20 protein-coding genes and 1 pseudogene are annotated in these 18262 nt (G+C 69.6%); 11 read left to right on the top strand and 10 right to left on the bottom strand.

The window, feature by feature from the left end:
* Window positions 1–211: 211 nt before the first annotated feature.
* On the bottom strand, window positions 212–679 hold the full coding sequence (locus VGR06_RS01380; protein WP_327557065.1) for a hypothetical protein: 468 nt from the start codon (window positions 677–679) through the stop codon (window positions 212–214).
* A gap of 57 nt (window positions 680–736) precedes the next feature.
* Here VGR06_RS01380 and VGR06_RS01375 point away from each other — a divergent pair, with 57 nt between their 5' ends.
* Both VGR06_RS01375 and VGR06_RS01370 read left to right on the top strand, forming a co-directional pair.
* Window positions 737–1009, top strand: coding sequence for a type II toxin-antitoxin system Phd/YefM family antitoxin (locus VGR06_RS01375; RefSeq protein WP_327557064.1), 273 nt, complete (start codon window positions 737–739; stop codon window positions 1007–1009).
* A complete protein-coding gene (locus VGR06_RS01370) occupies window positions 1006–1281 on the top strand; it encodes a type II toxin-antitoxin system RelE/ParE family toxin (protein ID WP_327557063.1) in 276 nt (91 codons plus the stop codon). The genes VGR06_RS01375 and VGR06_RS01370 overlap by 4 nt, the downstream gene beginning before the upstream one ends.
* Before the next feature lie 41 nt (window positions 1282–1322).
* Here the strand turns inward: VGR06_RS01370 and VGR06_RS01365 are convergent, their stop codons facing one another.
* Both VGR06_RS01365 and VGR06_RS01360 read right to left on the bottom strand, forming a co-directional pair.
* Complete coding sequence (locus VGR06_RS01365) at window positions 1323–1967, bottom strand: hypothetical protein (RefSeq protein ID WP_327557062.1); 645 nt, start codon at window positions 1965–1967, stop codon at window positions 1323–1325.
* 359 nt (window positions 1968–2326) lie between these two features.
* Window positions 2327–2587, bottom strand: a complete 261-nt coding sequence (locus VGR06_RS01360; protein ID WP_327557061.1) for a DUF2631 domain-containing protein — start codon at window positions 2585–2587, stop codon at window positions 2327–2329.
* A 60-nt stretch (window positions 2588–2647) separates the two neighbouring features.
* On the opposite strand from VGR06_RS01360, the gene dxr reads away from it, so the two are divergent.
* From dxr to map, 6 genes are all read left to right on the top strand, one after another.
* A complete protein-coding gene (dxr, locus tag VGR06_RS01355; RefSeq protein ID WP_327557060.1) occupies window positions 2648–3889 on the top strand; it encodes a 1-deoxy-D-xylulose-5-phosphate reductoisomerase in 1242 nt (413 codons plus the stop codon).
* 2 nt (window positions 3890–3891) lie between these two features.
* Window positions 3892–5115 (top strand): site-2 protease family protein, encoded by a 1224-nt coding sequence (locus VGR06_RS01350; RefSeq protein ID WP_327557059.1) that lies wholly within the window; start codon window positions 3892–3894, stop codon window positions 5113–5115.
* 37 nt (window positions 5116–5152) lie between these two features.
* Window positions 5153–6247, top strand: a complete 1095-nt coding sequence (gene ispG / locus VGR06_RS01345) for a flavodoxin-dependent (E)-4-hydroxy-3-methylbut-2-enyl-diphosphate synthase (RefSeq protein WP_327557067.1) — start codon at window positions 5153–5155, stop codon at window positions 6245–6247.
* A gap of 210 nt (window positions 6248–6457) precedes the next feature.
* Window positions 6458–7309, top strand: coding sequence for a GNAT family N-acetyltransferase (locus VGR06_RS01340; RefSeq protein WP_327557066.1), 852 nt, complete (start codon window positions 6458–6460; stop codon window positions 7307–7309).
* A gap of 92 nt (window positions 7310–7401) precedes the next feature.
* A complete protein-coding gene (locus tag VGR06_RS01335) occupies window positions 7402–9183 on the top strand; it encodes a penicillin-binding transpeptidase domain-containing protein (protein ID WP_327557058.1) in 1782 nt (593 codons plus the stop codon).
* A 64-nt stretch (window positions 9184–9247) separates the two neighbouring features.
* The gene (gene map, locus VGR06_RS01330) at window positions 9248–10105 is read left to right on the top strand and encodes a type I methionyl aminopeptidase (protein ID WP_327557057.1); all 858 of its coding nucleotides are present in this window, start codon (window positions 9248–9250) and stop codon (window positions 10103–10105) included.
* A 4-nt stretch (window positions 10106–10109) separates the two neighbouring features.
* On the opposite strand, the gene VGR06_RS01325 is transcribed toward map, so the two are convergent.
* The 4 genes from VGR06_RS01325 to VGR06_RS01310 are packed head-to-tail and all read right to left on the bottom strand — an operon-like array spanning window position 10110 to window position 13061.
* Window positions 10110–10424 (bottom strand): hypothetical protein, encoded by a 315-nt coding sequence (locus VGR06_RS01325; protein WP_327557056.1) that lies wholly within the window; start codon window positions 10422–10424, stop codon window positions 10110–10112.
* A complete protein-coding gene (locus VGR06_RS01320) occupies window positions 10405–11127 on the bottom strand; it encodes a hypothetical protein (RefSeq protein ID WP_327557055.1) in 723 nt (240 codons plus the stop codon). Before VGR06_RS01320 ends, VGR06_RS01325 begins: the two co-directional genes overlap by 20 nt.
* A gap of 1 nt (window position 11128) precedes the next feature.
* Complete coding sequence (locus VGR06_RS01315) at window positions 11129–12526, bottom strand: mycothione reductase (protein WP_327557054.1); 1398 nt, start codon at window positions 12524–12526, stop codon at window positions 11129–11131.
* A gap of 1 nt (window position 12527) precedes the next feature.
* Window positions 12528–13061 carry a YbhB/YbcL family Raf kinase inhibitor-like protein gene (locus VGR06_RS01310; RefSeq protein ID WP_327557053.1) on the bottom strand — a complete coding sequence of 178 codons (534 nt, stop codon included), beginning with the start codon at window positions 13059–13061 and terminating at the stop codon, window positions 12528–12530.
* Between the two features lie 89 nt (window positions 13062–13150).
* Here VGR06_RS01310 and VGR06_RS01305 point away from each other — a divergent pair, with 89 nt between their 5' ends.
* A complete protein-coding gene (locus VGR06_RS01305) occupies window positions 13151–14206 on the top strand; it encodes a M48 family metallopeptidase (protein WP_327557052.1) in 1056 nt (351 codons plus the stop codon).
* A 147-nt stretch (window positions 14207–14353) separates the two neighbouring features.
* Here VGR06_RS01305 and VGR06_RS01300 read toward each other — a convergent pair whose 3' ends face one another.
* Window positions 14354–15214 carry a M15 family metallopeptidase gene (locus VGR06_RS01300; protein ID WP_327557051.1) on the bottom strand — a complete coding sequence of 287 codons (861 nt, stop codon included), beginning with the start codon at window positions 15212–15214 and terminating at the stop codon, window positions 14354–14356.
* A gap of 170 nt (window positions 15215–15384) precedes the next feature.
* Here VGR06_RS01300 and VGR06_RS01295 point away from each other — a divergent pair, with 170 nt between their 5' ends.
* Both VGR06_RS01295 and VGR06_RS01290 read left to right on the top strand, forming a co-directional pair.
* Window positions 15385–16140, top strand: coding sequence for a serine protease (locus VGR06_RS01295; RefSeq protein WP_327557050.1), 756 nt, complete (start codon window positions 15385–15387; stop codon window positions 16138–16140).
* A gap of 12 nt (window positions 16141–16152) precedes the next feature.
* Window positions 16153–16590 carry a GNAT family N-acetyltransferase gene (locus VGR06_RS01290; RefSeq protein WP_327557049.1) on the top strand — a complete coding sequence of 146 codons (438 nt, stop codon included), beginning with the start codon at window positions 16153–16155 and terminating at the stop codon, window positions 16588–16590.
* A gap of 138 nt (window positions 16591–16728) precedes the next feature.
* Here VGR06_RS01290 and VGR06_RS01285 read toward each other — a convergent pair whose 3' ends face one another.
* Window positions 16729–17808, bottom strand: coding sequence for a family 2 encapsulin nanocompartment cargo protein terpene cyclase (locus VGR06_RS01285; protein ID WP_327557048.1), 1080 nt, complete (start codon window positions 17806–17808; stop codon window positions 16729–16731).
* A gap of 12 nt (window positions 17809–17820) precedes the next feature.
* Window positions 17821–18262 (bottom strand): annotated as a pseudogene (locus VGR06_RS01280) (SAM-dependent methyltransferase); the annotation flags it as partial.

The following is an 18262-nucleotide window of genomic DNA, read 5'->3' as shown; positions in this document are numbered from 1 at the left end:
CACCGACGCCATATAATTTAGGTAATACACTTGATCAAGGAAAGTCAAGCTCCCCGACAAGCGTGTCGTCCCAGATCAACAACCATCCGACAGGCGTCGACCCGCCTCAAGATCAAACTAAGGGGGAAACTCCCGCTAGGCGCACCGCGGTCGTCTCATCAGCCCCTGTAGCAACATCCGTCACCACCGTTACTGTGGTGCGGCTGTAGTGCTAACCGCTGGCGATCATCGTGGTGGTGCTGACCGTCCGCCCGTTCTCCACCCGGCTGTACCGGACCGGCATGCCCGGGTAGGCCGCGCTGAACCAGAACGTGGTCACCCCCTCGTCGTCGCGCACCGTGTACCGCAGGCACTCGACGACCCCCACCGGGATGTCGATCGTGTCCTCCTCGATCGTGGTCACCTCCGCCGGAAACGCCGCATGCTCCTGCAGCTCCCGCCAGCTCGACCGGTCCGTGACCACCTCCCGCCCGCCGTCCACCCGTCCCCGCTCGGTGACCGCGCCCGCCTCGTCGCAGGAAGTGAAGTGGTTGAACCGCAGGTACGGCTCCGCGCCCTCCTCCTCGACCAGCAACCGGATCATCCGCCCCGCCGGACACCCGGCCCGAATCTGCTCAGCCGTGAACGGCGTCGGCGCCAACCCGGGCCCGAGCACCCGCGGATCGTGCTCCACGTTCATGCACCGACCTCCTTCTCCCGCTCGCAGCCCGTGGAGGAGTGTGCCACAATTGTGGCCATGAGTGTCGAGCCGCTGCGAGCAGTGCGCGACCACCTGTCGGATTTCGTCGACAAGGCGGAACGCGAGCATGAGCGGGTCGTGGTCACCCGCAACGGCCGGCCCGTCGCGGTGCTCATCGGATATGACGATCTCGTGGCGCTGGAGGAGACGCTGGAGATCCTCTCCGATCCTGAGGCCATGGCGGACATCCGGCAAAGCCGCAGCGAAGTCGATCGTGGCGACGTGGTCCGCGGGGTGGATGCGGTCCGTGCACTCCGCCGGCGGTCGTGACGGAACCCTTCGAGCTCCACGTCTCCGCCAGCACGGCCCGGACCTTTCAGCACAAGCTTCCGGAAGGCGTGGCCGCCGCGGTGATCGAGTTCATCACCGGCAGCATGCTTGCTGATCCCCATCGTGTCGGCAGACCTCTCCGGTACGAGCTGGACGGGGTCTACTCGGCGCGGAGGGGTGCGTTCCGGGTTCTGTACGAGATCGATGACGCGCATCGACGCGTCACGGTGATCCGCATCGAGCATCGCGCGGACGTGTACCGCCCCCGTTGAGTGAGGGCCGGTGCCGTGTCACGCAGCGTTGGACAGCTCGCTCATGCGGAATCGTCCTGTGCGATCACCTGCATCATGATCGGGGAAGACTCTGGATACGATCCCCCGCGGGGCAGGTGGCCGATGGCGTTCGCCAGGCGGCGCAGTTTCTCGTCCGCGATGAGCACCTTGGGCTGGTCCATGGTGAGTCCGGTCAGATACACGTTCTGGTCGATCCAGTAGTAGTAGAGCGCGCCTTGCTCCACGTCGAGCACGGTCCGGACCAGAATTCCACCGTCGAGGCGGCGCATGTAGGTGTTGAGCCGGGAGATGACCCAGTCCAACTGGCGGCCGGCGCGTTCATAGGCCAGGCGTCGATGGTTCCGGTCGAGGCCGCGAAAGAACCGGTTGAGCGTGGTGCTGTCGAGCACATCCAGATGGAAACGGCAGTCGCCGTTCACGTAATAGCCGATGAAATGTACGTCGTCCGCGCTCAGCTGGTCTCGGCACAGCGTGACGACTTCCTCGTCGCCGGGGGAGAACGATGGCAACGTGGTGAGCAGCTGGTGCCGCTGCGCATCTCTGACCAGTTGTGCCGGTCGGTTCTCATCTTTCTTGGGCACAGCGAGGAAGACGTCGGCTCCCGTCCGCTCGAGGTAGATCGCGTACGCGGCGATGCTGGTGGTCGCGAGGCCAAGACAGACCACGGCGACGGCGGCCCTGCTGCCGATGTTTTCAGTGCCGATCGTGAGCTGAGAATTCCAGTGCCGGCGGTGACGAGACCGAAGACCGCGACGGTGAACTCCAGTAGGAGGCTGATCCTTCTGGTCATTGCGCGCAGGGCGGTCAGAACAAACAGTAGGACGGCCACGGCGCCGAGAACCACCGCTGCCCGACCGAGGCTGTAGTGCTCATCCTTGATATAGGAGATCAGCCATTCGATGGCGATCGGGACCGCCAGCAGACTGCCGGCCGGTACGAGCAGACGTCGCCACGGTTGGGGCATGGCGACCTCCGTGCTCGACGCCTATGGCCGGTAGTCCATTTCTACCAGGAGGGACCGCGCTTACCGGCGCCAGGCGGTGCGGGCGCGGATGCGGTCGTAGATGAGGGCGATGACCATGGCGGTGCCGATGGCGATGAGCCAGAGGTCTTCGGTGCGGCCGGTGTGGTTGCCGATGAGCATGAGGAACATGGTGGCGGCGGTGAACCAGCCCATGATCCGGACACCGCGCGGGAAGCCGCCATGCCATCCCCAGGATGCCGACGGCTCGTCGTGCGGGTCGACCGCGTTGGCGGGGCGTTTCTCCAGCTCCGAGCCTGCCACTGAACCTCCACGCTGCTCCGGTGCCTAGGTACGACATCCTATCGGGGACAATGGGCGCCGATGACTGATCCCTCCCGCCGGCGGCGCGGCGTGCTCCTGCTCGGGTCCACCGGCTCCATCGGTACCCAGGCTCTGGACGTGGTGGCCGCGAACCCCGACCGGTTCCACGTGGTCGGGCTGGCCGCGGGCGGGGGCGATCCGGCGGCGCTGGCCGCGCAGGCCATCCGGTTCCAGGTCAGGGCCGTGGCCGTGGCCCGGGCGACCGCCGCGGAGGACCTGCAGCTCGCGCTGTACGCGGAGGCCCAGCGACGCGGCTACGAGCGCGGCGGTTTTCCGATGCCGCGCATCCTGACCGGGCCGGACGCCGTGCTCGAGCTCATCGCCGGCACCCCGGCCGACGTGGTGCTGAACGCGATCACCGGGTCGGTCGGCCTGGACTCGACCCTGCATGCGCTGGCCACGGGCGCGACGCTGGCGCTGGCCAACAAGGAGTCGCTGATCGCGGGCGGGCCGCTGGTCCTCGACGCGGCCGAGCCCGGCCAGATCGTGCCGGTGGACTCCGAGCACTCGGCCATCGCCCAGTGCCTGCGCGGTGGCGCGCGGGCCGAGGTGGACCGGTTGGTGATCACCGCGTCCGGCGGGCCGTTCCGCGGCCGGACCGCCGCAGAGCTGCGGGACGTGACGGTCGAGCAGGCGATGGCGCACCCGACCTGGGACATGGGCCCGGTGATCACCATCAACTCGGCCACCCTGGTGAACAAGGGGCTCGAGGTGATCGAGGCGCACCTGCTGTTCGGGGTCCCCTATGACCGCATCGACGTGGTCGTGCACCCGCAGTCCATCATCCACTCGATGGTCACCTTCACCGACGGCTCCACGATCGTCCAGGCCAGCCCGCCGGACATGCGGCTGCCGATCGCGCTCGCCCTGGGCTGGCCGGACCGGGTGCCCGGCGCGGCGCCGCCCTGCAGCTTCGCCGAGCCGTCGGCGTGGACGTTCGAGCCGCTGGACGACGCGACGTTCCCCGCGGTCCGGCTGGCCCGGCAGGCCGGCGCGGCCGGCGGTTCGCTGCCCGCGGTGTACAACGCCGCCAACGAGGAGGCGGTCGCCGCCTTCCGCCAACGAGACGTGGGCTTCACAGTCATCATGGACACTGTGAGCCGGGTACTCGACGACGCGGACGGTTGGCGAGCCGACCCGCGCGATGTCGAGGACGTGCTCGCGGCCGAGCGCTGGGCTCGGGCCCACGCACGGGAGTTCCTGGCTCGCGCCAAGACCGAAGTCCGGTTGGGAAGGGATTGACCGTGCTCGCGTGGCTATTCGGAGTCGTGCTGTTCGCACTGGGCATCTGCGTGTCCGTGGCGCTGCACGAGGCCGGGCACATGTACGCCGCCAAGGTCTTCGGCATGAAGGTGCGGCGGTACTTCATCGGGTTCGGTCCGAAGATCTTCTCGTTCCGGCGGGGCGAGACGGAGTACGGGCTCAAGGCCATCCCGCTCGGCGGTTTCTGCGACATCGCCGGCATGACCGCGATCGACGAGGTCACGCCGGACGAGTCGGAGCGCGCGATGTGGCGCTACCCGACCTGGAAGCGGGTCGTGGTGATGTCCGCCGGCTCGGCTACGCACTTCGTCCTCGGGTTCCTGATCCTGTACCTGATGGCGGTCGGCATGGGGCTGCCGAACCTGGCCGGCACGCCGGTGGTCAGCGCCACCGACTGCGCGGCGGCCACCCAGGACCCGAAGACGTTCGAGTACTCGCCGTGCACCGCGGGCGACCGGGCGCCGGCGCGGGAGGCCGGCGTCCAGGCCGGGGACGAGATCATCATGGTCGACGGCCAGCGCACGCCCACCTGGACCGACGTCGTGACGAAGGTGAAGGACCTGCGCGGGGAGCACACGTTCGTGGTGCGCCGGGACGGCAAGGACGTCTCGCTGGTGGTGAACGTGCCCGAGGTGCAGCGGGTCGCCGCGGACGCGAAGCAGGGCGCGGACGGCAACAGAACGGTGGCGGTCGGCGCCATCGGGGTGCGCAGCACGCCCGTCTACCACTACAGCGCGCTGGGCGCGTTCGGCGGGGCGGCCTCGTTCACCGGCGACATGTTCGTGCGCACCTGGCAGGGCCTGATGGCGTTCCCGCAGAAGATCCCGAAGGTGATCGAGGCGATCGGTGGCGGGCAGCGCGACCCGGACACCCCGGTCAGCGTGGTCGGCGCCAGCATCATCGGCGGGGACGCGGTGCAGGCCGGTGTGTGGGAGCTGTTCCTGCTGCTGCTGGCCAGCCTGAACTTCTTCGTCGGCGTGTTCAACCTGCTGCCGCTGCTGCCGCTGGACGGGGGGCACATCGCGGTGCTGGCCTACGAGCGGGTCCGGGACTGGCTGCGGCGGCTGCGCGGAAAGCCGGCCGGCGGTCCGGTGGACTACACGAAACTGACCGCGGTGACCATGGTCGTGATCTTCATCGGCGGTGCCGTGGTATTGCTCACAGTGACAGCTGATCTGGTGAATCCGATTAGGATCGGGCAATAGTAGTATTGGGGTCGTGACTGATTCCGTGATGTTGGGAATGCCGGAGGCACCGCCTCCGGTGCTGGCCCCGCGCCGCCCCACCCGCCAGCTCATGGTCGGCAAGGTGGGTGTCGGCAGCGACCACCCGATCTCCGTCCAGTCGATGACCACGACGGTTACCGCCGACGTCAACGCCACGCTGCAGCAGATCGCGGAGCTGACCGCGTCCGGTTGCGACATCGTGCGGGTGGCGTGTCCGTCCCAGGACGACGCCGACGCGCTCCCACAAATTGCCAAAAAGTCGCAGATCCCGGTTATTGCCGACATTCACTTCCAGCCGAAGTACGTTTTCGCAGCTATCGAGGCCGGCTGCTCCTCCGTGCGGGTTAACCCGGGCAATATTCGAAAGTTCGACGACCAGGTCAAGGAGATCGCGCAGGCCGCGAAGGATCACCGCACGCCGATCCGGATCGGGGTGAACGCCGGGTCCCTGGATCCGCGGCTGCTGGAGAAGTACGGCAAGGCGACCCCCGAGGCGCTGGCCGAGTCGGCGCTGTGGGAGGCGTCGCTGTTCGCCGAGCACGACTTCCACGACATCAAGATCTCGGTCAAGCACAACGACCCGGTGGTCATGGTCCGCGCCTACGAGCTGCTGGCCGAGCAGTGTGACTACCCGCTGCACCTCGGGGTGACCGAGGCCGGGCCGGCGTTCCAGGGGACGATCAAGTCGGCGGTGGCGTTCGGTGCGCTGCTGCGGCAGGGGATCGGCGACACGATCCGGGTGTCGCTGTCCGCGCCGCCGGTGGAGGAGGTCAAGGTCGGCCTGCAGATCCTGCAGTCGCTGAACCTCAAGCCACGCAAGCTGGAGATCGTGTCCTGCCCGTCGTGCGGGCGCGCGCAGGTGGACGTGTACAAGCTGGCCGACGAGGTGACCGCGGGCCTGGAGGGCATGGAGGTGCCGTTGCGGGTCGCCGTGATGGGCTGTGTGGTGAACGGGCCGGGTGAGGCGCGTGAGGCCGACCTCGGGGTGGCATCGGGCAACGGCAAGGGACAGATCTTCGTCAAGGGGCAGGTCATCAAGACCGTGCCGGAGCACCAGATCGTCGAGACCCTCATCGAAGAAGCGCTCCGCATCGCCGAGGAGTCCGGCTGACCTCGCGAGTCCCCGTTTCAGGACCGCGAGTCCCCAGTTCAAGACGGTGAGTTGCCAGTTCAGGATGGTGAGTTCGCGGTCCGGAGCCAGGAACTCGCGTGCTGGGACCGGGAACTCGCGTGCTGGAAGTGGGGACTCGCGGGAATCCGGTTGGCTACGTTCTGGTGGCTGGTGTTCGCCATCCGCGGTTCATCTGGCACGCTTGAGGATGTGTTGCGGCTTGCTGGAGCGCGGCTGCTCGACGAGCGGGACCGTGCGGCGGTTCGTTCCGTGCTCGTGGCCGATCCGGTGGCCGCGTGCATGGTCGCGGCGCGGGTGGACGCCCTGGGCCTGGACCCGTGGCGGCTCGGGGGTGAGCTGTGGGGGTGCGAGCCGCGCGGGCGCTCGCACCGGCTGGACTCGCTGTGCTTCGCCGGGCCCAACCTGATCCCGTTGCAGGGCAACCGGTCCGCGTTGCGCGCGTTCGCCGACCGGGCGCTGAGCCGTAGGCGGACGTGCTCGTCGGTGGTCGGGCCGGCCGAGCAGGTGCTGGGCATGTGGCAGGAGCTCGAGCTGGACTGGGGCCCGGCCCGGGAGGTGCGTCCGGAGCAGCCGCTGATGGCCACGATCGGGGTGCCGCGGGTGCCGCCGGACCCGCTGGTGCGGCCGGTGCGCCCGGACGAGCTGGACCGCTACCTGCCGGCGGCGATCGCCATGTTCGTCGAGGAGGTCGGGGTCGACCCGCGGGCCGGCGACGGCGGCGTGAGCTACCGGGCCCGGGTGGCCGAACTGATCGCCACCGGGCGGGCGTTCGCCCGGTTCGAGGGCGGCGACGTGGTCTACAAGGCGGAGATCGGCGCGCTGTCCAACCTGGTCGGGCAGATCCAGGGCGTGTGGGTGCATCCGGACCGGCGCGGGCACGGGCTGGGCTCGGGCGGCACGTCCGCGGTGGTCGACCGGCTGGTGCGCGGCATGGGCCGGACGGCGAGCCTGTACGTCAACTCCTACAACCACGTGGCCAAGGCCGCGTACAAGCGGATCGGGTTCACGCAGGTCGGGGAGTACGCGACCGTCCTGTTCTAAGCGCCGTGAGCGAGCTTGCGCGCGAACCATCGGGCACTGATTTCTGCCATACCTCACATGGGCTCTCCGTGGACCGGGGCATACTCGCCGCCGTGCGCCTACCGATCCTCGTCACGATCGCACTGCTCACCACGATGTCGGCCTGCTCGGACAGCAAGCCGGGGCCGGACGCCGCGGCCGACCAGTTCCTGGCCGCGTTCGCCGGCGGAGACGTGGGCACCGCCTCCGGGCAGACCGACTCGCCGGACTCGGCCAAGAAGACCATGGACAAGGTGCGGGAGAGCCTGAAGCCGGCCGCGGTCAAGACCGAGCTGGGGAAGGTCGACACGCAGGAGGGCACGGCGAAGGCCGCGTTCACGATCACCTGGGATCTGGGGTCCAACCGGAAGTGGAGCTACCAGGGCCAGCTGGAGCTGCGGTCGGAGAACGACCAGTGGAAGGTGCACTGGGCGCCGAGCCTGATCCACCCGAAGCTCGCCGCGCAGCAGTCGATCTCGGTGCAGGTCCAGCAGCCGCTGCTGGCGCCGGTGCTAGACCGGGACGGGGTGCCGCTGCTGCAGCCGGACCGGGTGGTGTCCGTGCTGTTCGAGCCGAAGAAGGCCGGCGACGCCGCCGGGGTGGCCGGGAAGCTCGCCGCGGCGCTGTCCGGGTTCGACCCGACCATCACGCAGAGGTCCATTGTGGACGGTTCGGCGGCGGCGCCGGACCAGCCCTACCAGGTGGCGGCGCTGCGCCAGGCCGACTACGACTCGGTCAAGCCGGACATCTACGACCTGCCGGGAGTGCGGTTCACCTCGGGCCCGCGGCTCCTGGCCGTGGACAAGAAGCTCGCGCCGGCGCTGTTGCCGGGTGTGCGCAGGTATGTCGAGGGCCAGGTCGCGGGGCTGTCCGGGTGGCGGGTGGTCACCGTGGACGGGGCCGGCGCGGAGGTCGAGGAGCTGTACAGCAAGCCGGCCGAGCCGGCCAAGGCGGTCAACGCCACGCTGAGCACCAAGATCCAGAGCGCGGCCCAGGCGGCGCTCAACGGCGTGCCGACCTCGGCCATGATCGTGGCGATCCAGCCGTCCACCGGCGAACTGCTTGCCGTGGCGCAGAATCCGGCGGCGGACAAGGAGGGCCCGATCGCGCTGATGGGGCGGTACGCGCCGGGCTCCACGTTCAAGATCGCCACGTCGGTCGCCGCGCTGGAGTCGGGGAAGGTCAACGCGGACACCCCGGTCGGCTGCCCCGGCACGATCACCATCGACGGCCGGGTCATCCCCAACAGCAACAAGTTCGACAAGGGCACGATCCCGATGCACAGCGCGTTCGCGTTCTCCTGCAACACCACGTTCGCCTCGCTCGCCGTGGACCTGCCGGCGGACGCGCTGAGCGGCGCGGCCAAGAAGCTCGGCATCGGGATGGACTTCGTGGTGCCCGGCATCACCACGGTCACCGGCTCGGTGCCGCCGGCCACCGGGAAGACCGAGCGCGCCGAGGACGGGTTCGGCCAGGGCAAGGTCGTGGCGACCCCGTTCGGCATGGCGCTGGCCGCGGCCACCGTGGCGTCCGGTTCGACGCCCACCCCGTCGCTGCTCCGCGGCGCCGAGACGAAGGTCAACGGTGCCGGCGCACAGCCGATCGGCGCCCCGGTGCTGGACGCGGTGCGGGCCATGATGCGCGAGGTGGTCACCACCGGCACCGCCACCGCGCTCGGCAGCCTCGGCGACGTCCGCGGCAAGACCGGCACCGCCCAGTTCGGCGACGGCACCCACTCCCACGGCTGGTTCGCCGGCTACCGCGGCGACCTCGCCTTCGCCGTCCTCATCACCGATGCGGGTGAATCCTCCAAGGCCGTCCAGGCAACCGCCCGATTCCTCAGCGCGCTGGGCTGACCTCCGCGTGCCGCCGTGGGCGGGACGATGCAGGGACCGATGGTTGGCATCGTAGGGTGGAGATATGTCCGTCCGTGCCCCGTTGAAGCCTGGTGTTCAGTCGCCCCGCCGCTCGGTGCCGCCGCAGATCGCGCGGCCCGAGTATGTGGGGAAGCCGGCGCCTGCCCGTAACGCGTATCCGCATGTGCAGCCGCCGGAAGTCATTGCGGCGATGCGGGTGGCCGGGCGGCTCGCCGCGCAGGCGCTCGAGGAAGGTGGGAAGGCGGTGAAGCCCGGCGCGACCACGGACGACGTGGACGCGGTGGTGCACGAGTTCCTGGTGGATCATGGGGCGTACCCGTCGACGCTGGGGTACCGGGGCTACCCGAAGTCGTGCTGTGTCTCGCTGAACGAGGTCATCTGCCACGGCATCCCGGACTCCACCCGGATCGAGAGCGGCGACATCGTCAACATCGACGTGACCGCGTTCATCGGCGGGGTGCACGGCGACACCAACGCCACGTTCCTGGCCGGCGACGTCGACGACGACGCGCGCCTGCTGGTCGAGCGCACCCGCGAGGCCACCCTGCGGGCGATCCGGGCCGTCAGCCCCGGCCGCGCCCTGAACGTGATCGGCCGGGTCATCGAGTCCTACGCGAAGCGCTTCGGCTACGGCGTCGTCCGCGACTTCACCGGCCACGGCATCGGCCGCACCTTCCACAGTGGACTCGTCATCCTGCACTACGACGAACCGGCCGTGGAAACCGTGATCGAGCCCGGCATGACGTTCACCATCGAGCCGATGATCACTCTCGGCACCATCGAGCACGACATGTGGGACGACGGCTGGACGGCCACCACCAAGGACAAGAAGTGGACGGCGCAGTTCGAGCACACCATCCTGGTGACCGACGACGGTCACGAGATCCTCACCCTGCCGTAGCGGCTCAGAGGTACTGGCAGATCTCGTACTCGATCTCGCCGCCGGACGCGGTGATCCGGACGTCGGCCTGGTCGCCGGGGAGGTCGGCGATCTTGACGCAGAGGTGGTCGCCCGGATAGGCGTTGAAATCGGTGCTGCCGCTGTCGTTCGAGTTCCACGTCTCGATGCGGACGGCGATGGTGTCGCCCCCCGCGTTGTGCACGCAGAGCACGATGGCGTGGTCGTTCAGCGGCACGGTTCCCAGGTGCTGCTCGCCATGGGCGATGCCCTGGGACCAGACGGTGTTCTGCCCGGGATGGTCAACGCCGTGGAAGTTCATCGGGGTCTGCCTCCGTCAGGTTGGCCAGGAGTTGAAGGATCGCCTCGGCGACGGGTTCGGGGCCGGTCGCGGGCGCGAGATGGGTCAGCTCCAGCTGTGCCGTGGGCCAGCCGAGTTCACGCGCTCGCTCGAGTTCGGTGACGTAGGCGTCGCTGAGGGCGAGATAGGCGGAAGGGCCGGGCCATTCGACGTCGGGGCGGGATTCTTTGAGGAAAGCGATCGGGACTTCTGGCGCCTCGTCGGCGATTTCCGCGCGCAGGGCGGGATCCGGGATGAATGTCTCAAGTGGATGGTCGGGGAACCAGAGGTGCCAGCGGGGGAGGAGGCCTTCGCGGGTGCGGTCGCGGAGCGCGGTGTAGAGGGCGGGATCCACGGTGTCGCGCCAGCTTTTGCCCGGGGTGGGGAGGGCGGCGTCGAGGTAGATCAGGCCGGTGACGGGCTCCTCGAGGGTGTCGGCCATGGCGGGGAGGAGGGGGCCGGCGCCGCTGTGCCCGGCGAGAACCACCGGGCCGGCGAGGCCGGCGTCGGCGATGACGTCGGCGAAGACGCCGAGGAGGACCTGATGGACCGGTGGGGAGACGATGCTGGGGCGGAGGTCCAGCAGGACCGCGGGGTGGCCGTGGGCGGCCAGGGCGTCGGCCAGCGGCCGGAGGCTCGCGGGGCCGAGGAACGGGCTGTGCACCAGGATGATCGTGGCGGTCACGTCAGCCGTCCAGCGGTAGGTTGAGCAGCGCGTTCTCCACGAGCTCCGGCAGCGCGGGGTGGATCCAGTACTGACCGCGGGCCATGGCGCGGGCGTCCAGGCCGAAGCTCATGGCCTGGATGAGCGGCTGGATCAGGGCGGACGCCTGCGGGCCGATGATGTGCGCGCCCAGGATCTGTCCGGACGACGGATCGGCGAGCACCTTGGCGAACCCGGTGGTGTCCTCCATCGCCCAACCGTACGCGATGCCCGCATAGTCCTGTGTGGACTGTACGAAGCGGACACCGCGCTCGGTCGCGGCCTGCTCGGTCAGGCCGACCGAGGCGACCTGCGGCGAGGTGAACACGGCGTGCGGCACGAACCGGTGGTCCGCGGCGATCAGCGCGTCCGGGTGCAGCAGGTTGTGCTGCACGATCCGCGCCTCGTGGTTGGCCACATGCTTGAGCTCCCACGGTGAGCAGATGTCGCCGAGCGCCCAGACGCCTTCCGCGGTGGTGCGCTGGTACTCGTCGACGATCACATGCCCGTCCGGCCCGACCTCGATGCCGGCAGCCGCGACGTCGAGCCGGTCGGAGTTGGGCATCCGCCCCACGGCCACCAGCACCTCGTCCGCCTCGACCGACTCGCGGCCGTGCGGCCCGTCGAGGCGCAGCACCACCCCGCCGGCGGTCCGCTCGACGCCCAACTCCTCGCGGCCCAGCCGAACGTCCCACCGCTTCGCGGCGAGCTCGGTGAACCGGGTGCTGATGTCGACGTCCTCGTACCGCAGCAGCGCGCCGGACCGGGCGACCATCGTGATCTCCACCCCGAACGCGGAGAACACGTGCGCGAGCTCCGCGCCCACGAACCCACTACCGATGATGATCATTCGGCGGGGCGGCGACTCCAGCCGCATCACCGTGTCGCTGGTGTGGAAACCGGCTTCGGTCAGGCCCGGCACGTCGGGGATCCGCGGCCGGCCACCCGCCGCCAGCACCACCGACGCGGCGGTGACCACCTCGGCCGGCCCGCCGGAGTTCGGGGTGACCTCCAACCGGCGGTCGCCCACGAACCGGGCCGACCCCTCGTACACGGTCACGTTCGCGTTGTCCGGGTGCGTCAGCCGGTACTCCCGCCCACCCGCGGAGATCGGGTCGATCCGGCCGAAGATCCGGTCCCGCACGTCGGCCCAGCGGACGCCGTCCAGCGTCTCGTCCACCCCCAGCCGCGCGGAGCCGGCCGGCGTGGCTGCCACATCGGCGGTGTGCACGAACATCTTCGTCGGGATGCAGCCCACGTTCAGGCAGGTCCCGCCGAACACACCCTGCTCGACGATCGCGACGTCCCAGCCGGCGAAGCGCGGGTCGAGGATGGAGTTCCCCGAGCCCGTTCCGATCACGACCAGGTCGTGGTGCGGCACGTCAGTGCCGGTACGTGGGCGTGATGACCGCCCGCGCGAGGGTGTGGAAGGCAAGGTTGAAGCCGACCACGGCCGGGGTGGCGCCCTCCACGTCCAGCTTCTCCACGTCCACCGCGTGCACCACGAAGTAGTAGCGGTGCACCATGTCGCCCTGCGGCGGCGCGGACCCCACGTAGTCGTTGCTGCCCATGTCGTTGCGCACGTGGAACGCGCCGCCCGGCAGGCTGCCGTCGCCCGCGCCCGCGCCGGCGGCGAGCTCGGTGGCCGAGGCCGGGATGTTCACCGCGATCCAGTGCCAGAACCCGGACACGATCGGGGCGTCCGGGTCGAAACAGGTCACCACGAAGCTCTTGGTCTCCGCCGGGAAACCGCTCCACGCGAGCTGCGGCGAGACGTTCTCGCCGCCGGCACTCGTGTGCACGTGGGTCAGCGCGAGCTGGTCGCCGTCCGTGACGTCTGTCGAGGTCACCGTAAACGAGCCGGCCGCGGGCAGCAGCTCGTACGGGTCCGGTGCGACGGGACGCTCGAGGCTCATCGTCTCTCCTCTTGACCTGATCTTTCCAGGGACGGTTCAACTCTAGTGATGTGGCCTAGTGTGGGTTCCAGGACCGAGGGAGGATGGCCATGACCGAGGAAAGCAACGACGTCGAACGCACGACCCGGGTGCGGTTCCAGCGGATCAGCCCGCGTGCCTACGAGCATCCGGCCGACCGTGGCGCGCTGGCGACGCTGCGCGCGGTCCCGGGCATCTCCTCGGTGCTGAAGGCGATCGCCGGGATGTGGACCGAGCGGGGTGAGCGGCTCTACGCGCTGGCCTCGGCGATCCGGGTGGGCGAGCGGCAGTACCCGCGGATTGACCGGCTGCGCAACGAATGCGCCGAGACGCTCGACCTGGACACCGTGCCGAACCTGTTCGTGGCCCGGCATCCGGTGGCCAACGCGTACACCATCGGCATCGACGAGCCGTTCATCGTGCTGACCACCGGCATGGTCGAGGCGATGGACACCGAGGGCCTGCGGTACACCATCGGGCACGAGATGGGGCACGTGCTCTCCGGCCACGCGGTGCTCAGGACGCTGCTGCTTCGCTTGCTGCGCCTGCAGATGACCGTGAGCTGGGTGCCGATCGGGGCGCTCGGCCTGCGCGCGGTGATCGCGGCGCTGCTGGAGTGGTACCGCAAGGCCGAGCTGACCGGCGACCGGGCCGGCCTGCTGTGCGGGCAGAACCCGGCGGCGGCGCTGCGCCATCACCTGTACCTGGCCGGCGGCACCGGCCCCGGCGAGATCGACATCTCCTCGTTCCTGGAGCAGGCCAAGGAGTACGAGGAGGTCGACGACATCCGCGACTCGATCCTCAAGCTGATGACGATCGAGGGCATGACCCACCCGTTCGCCGTGGTGCGCGCGGCGGAGCTGCAGCGCTGGGCGGCCTCCGAGGGCTACCGGGCGATCCTCTCCGGCGACTACCAGCGCCGCGACGACGAGGACCCGTCCGGCTCGATGATGGACGACATCCGCTCCGCGGCGAAGTCGTACAAGGAGTCCTGGTCCGCCTCCCAGGACCCGCTGATCAAGGTCTTCAGCGACGTCGGCGAGGCCGTCTCCGGCGCGGCCGGCAAGGTGTTCAGCAAGTTCGGCGGCCGCTCCGGCAACGCCGAGGAGGAGCCCACGCCGAACTAGGGATCCTGCGTCTGGAGTTCGTTGCCCAAGTTCTGCGCGGAAGGCATGGGGAGTACAACGTGACGTTGCTTCCCAGTGGGGAAGCAACGTCACATTCATGCCGTAGAGGGCAAGGAACGTCACGTTCACTCCCTCGAAGGGGGGCACCTAGCGGCCGGTGGCGCTGAAATGCTGCAGGTCGCGGGGTGAGGTCCAGGTGCCGCCCCAGGTCCAGCCGATCGCGGTGAAGGCGCGGACCGTGGGATCGTTGGGGAAGATCATGCCCGGGCGGTGGTTTCGTCTGTCTACATAGGACGAGGCGAGCTCGGGGAGGACCAGGTTGCCCTTGGTGTAGGGGTTGCAGAACGGGTTCACGTCGATGGCGAGGCCGTAGGCGTGGGCCGACCACTGCGACTGGGTGACCACGGGGCGGCAGACGAACGCGGTGGTGTTGTTGCCGTCGCCGGTCGGCGGGGAGTCCAATTCGGACTGTGCGGTGACACGCATCTCCTCGATCGGGAACCTGGCGGCGAAGAGCTTGCCGAAGACCGTGGTGACGTCGGCGGCGACGCGGGCGTTGACGATCATCTCGCCGGTGTGCGGGCGGCCGTCGAAGCCCCAGAACGACAGCGTCAGGTAGCGCAGGTCGGCGGCGGTGACCGGGCAGCCGGGGCGCCAGGTGCTGCGGGCGAGCACGGTCGCCGGGACGGTCGCGGTGGTGGCCGCGAACCGGCCGTCCGCGGGTGGCGGGAGGCGGTCGGCGCTGGGCAGGCTGCGGTTGACCAGTTCGGGCGGGGTCGGCAGGACCTGACCGAACCCGTCGGCGCGGCGCGGCAACGGGTTCGCCCCTACTTTCCAGACCGGCGCCGCGGCCGGGGTCGGTGTCGGCTCCGCTGTCGCCGTGGTCGATTCCGGGGTGGCCGAGGACGACGGCGGTGAGGTCCCGGTCGGCGCCGCGCCCGGTGCCGGATCGCAGGCCACGAGGGCGGCGGTCGCCAGGACCGCCGCGGCCAGGGGTCCGCGGGACATGCGTCCAGCATGCCTTAGCCGGACAGCCCGACTTGTCGCGGGAACTTTCCGTGACAGGTCGGACCTGTCGTGGGAACTGCCCGCGACAAGTCGGGCTCTGAGCAAGAGCACCTGATCGGGTGACATGGTCAAGTTGCTTCGACGGGCCCGTTCGGCGGAGGGTTTCGGGCGTGCGCCCCGGACGTCTGCTGCCTGCCCTCGGTCTCGCTTTCGTGATCGTGTTCGTCCTGCTGTCCGGGGGCGCCCACGCCGATCAGCGGGTGGTCGGGGGCACCCGGGTCAGCACGGCCGATCATCCGTACGCGGTGTTCCTGACCACCGCGAGCGGCTTCCAGTTCTGTGGGGGCACGTTGGTGTCGCCGCGCAAGGTGGTGACGGCCGCGCACTGCGCGGTCGGCCAGGGCCGCACGGACATCCGCGTGGTCGCGGGCCGCGACGACAAGCAGAGCGACGCCGGTGTGGTGGTCAAGGTCATCGGCGTGTGGGTGCATCCCGAGTTCACCGGGGTTCGCGCCGGCGCCGACCTCGCCGTGCTCACGCTGGCCGCCCGGGTCAGCTACCGGCCGGCGGCGATCGCCACCGACCAGCGGCCCTACCGGCCCGGCACGCCCGCCACGGTCCTCGGCTGGGGCCGCACCTCAGAGGGCGGTCAGGCCTCCCGCTACCTGCTCGGCGCGACCGTGCCGGTGGTCGCCGACCCGGACTGCGCCCGCGCCTACCCGGACTTCGCGCCCACGTCCATGGTCTGCGCCGGCTTCTCCGGCGGTGGCGTCGACACCTGCCAGGGCGACTCCGGCGGGCCGATGGTCGCCTCCGGCGTTCTCGTCGGCATCGCCTCCTGGGGCGACGGTTGCGCCCGCCCGAACAAACCGGGCGTCTACACCCGGGTCGCCAGCTACGCCGAGGTGATCGCCGAGCAACTCTGATATGCAGTCCCGGTGACCGACCTGCACCGGGCGACCGGCGACCAGCTCTCCGCCGCCACCCTCTACGCGTTGCTTTCGTTGCGCGTCAACGTCTTCGTCGTCGAGCAGAAGTGCCCGTACCCTGAGCTCGACGGCCGCGACCTGCGCGCCGACACTGTCCACTTCTGGTGGCAGCCCGGCGCCGACATGCTCTCCTACCTCAGGCTCCTCACCGAACCCGACGGGAGCGCGCGGATCGGCCGGGTCTGCACCGCCCCGGCGGCCCGCGGCACCGGTCTGGGCACCCGGTTGATGGCGGCCGCCATGGCCGAGATCGGCGACCGCGACGCGGTGCTCGACGCCCAGGTCCAGGTTCAGGGCATGTACGCCCGCTGGGGTTTCCAACCCTTGGGCGAGCCGTTCGACGACGACGGGATCCTGCACATCACCATGCGCCGGAAAGCAATGTGACATTGCCGTGTTGGCCGAGTGCGCGTCGCGGTCACCGTCAGTTGTGTCCGGCTTCGTCGTCACCAGCCAACACACCTACGCCAGACGCCAACACAGCACCGTGGCGAGCCAATACAGCGACGTGAGAAGCCAACACGGTTACTTGTAGCGCGGGTTGGTCGCGTGCCATTCGAAGCCGCCGCCCATCCACGCTCGCGCGCCCCGCAGAAATCGTTGCAGCTCAAGCGATGGCACGGCTTGGAGCTCGCGATGGCCGTCCTTGAAGTCGCGGACCAGCTTGTTGTGCAGGTCGACGGTGATCTCGGTGGCCTCCTCGATCGAGCAGCCGCGCTCGGCGGCGATCTGCAGAACCATGTTGCACACCGGGTTCTCGTCGGCGGCGTCCTTGGCCACCGAGAAGAGGTCGTTGACCATCACGGACGCGGTGCCGGCCTGAATGAGGAGGCGCCGGACCCGCGGGTCGTAGTAGAGGTCAGCGTTGAGCTCGTAGCCGCTGACGAGGTCGATCAGCGTCATCGAGGTGTAGAAGCTGTCGTGCTGCCGCGCCGCGAGGTACTCCCACGCGGGCGGGTAGGCGCCGGTGTGGCGCCAGGCCGCGTAGGCGTTCCAGGTGACGAACATGGCGAACGTCGAGTAGCAGGCCCGCTGGACCTGCGCGGGGGTGCCGTAGCGGGACATGCGTTCGGTACCCGATCTCAGGGCCACGAGGACGCGGTCGGCGCGGAGCGCCTCGTCGAGCTGGTCGGAGAACTCGCCGGCGGGCGCGACCGGGTCCATCGCCGCCATCGCCAGCGCGAGGCGTGGCGGGAGCTCGGTCGGCGCGGCGCCGAGGGAGCTGTCGTCGGCGTAGAGGTCGTCGGCGGCCCACCACGCCGCGTTCATCTGCGCCGCGATCAGCAGCCGGTCCGGGTCCTCGCAGTCGGCGTGGGTGAGCATGACCAGCCGCCCGAACCCGGCCCCGCGGAGCGCCTCGAGCTCGTCGTCGGCGAACCCGCAGTCCGCGGCCCAGGCGACCAGCCGCTCGTCGACCTCGGCGGCGAGGGGGTCGTTGACCCGTTCGACGATCGGGACGTAGAGCGGCGGCGCCGTCCCGTCGCCCCAGGACCGTTCCACGTACGCCGGGTCGTCGTCACGGATCTTGGTGAGGTCGGCCGCCACCCGGGCCGCGGAGGTGCCCAGCCCGGAGGGCCCGGCCAGCACGCTGGGAACCGTGTCCATGATCGCTGTGCCTCAGCATCGGTCGGCGGAGATGAGCAGGTAGTGGAAGCTGCCCTCACGGTACGCGGTGAGGAACGCGTCCTCGATCCCGGTCGCGACCGAGGACCGCGCGCGCAGCTCCCAGTACGGAATGGTCGCCGCGGTCAGGTCGACCACGTTGATCGGCACGAAACCGTTGGCGGCCAGCGCCGCGAAGTACTCCCCGCGCGAATGGATGTTGCAGATGTAGTGCTGGTCGATCTGACTGACCGCCCGGGACCGCCCGCCGGTCACGTCGTTGTAGCACCCGGTGATGCACACATACCGCCCGCCGTGCCCGAGCAGCCGGGCGTACTCCCCGAACAGCTGGCGCAGGTCGACGTACATGGTGGACTCGTTGTTCCAGATGCCGCGCATCGAACCGGTGTCGAACGTGGTGTCGAGCATGTTCCGGAAATGGAACCGAACCTGGTCG

Source organism: Actinophytocola sp. (genome assembly GCF_036002505.1).
Taxonomy (GTDB): Bacteria; Actinomycetota; Actinomycetes; order Mycobacteriales; family Pseudonocardiaceae; genus DASYTH01.
This window is presented reverse-complemented; position numbering and strand designations above follow the sequence as displayed.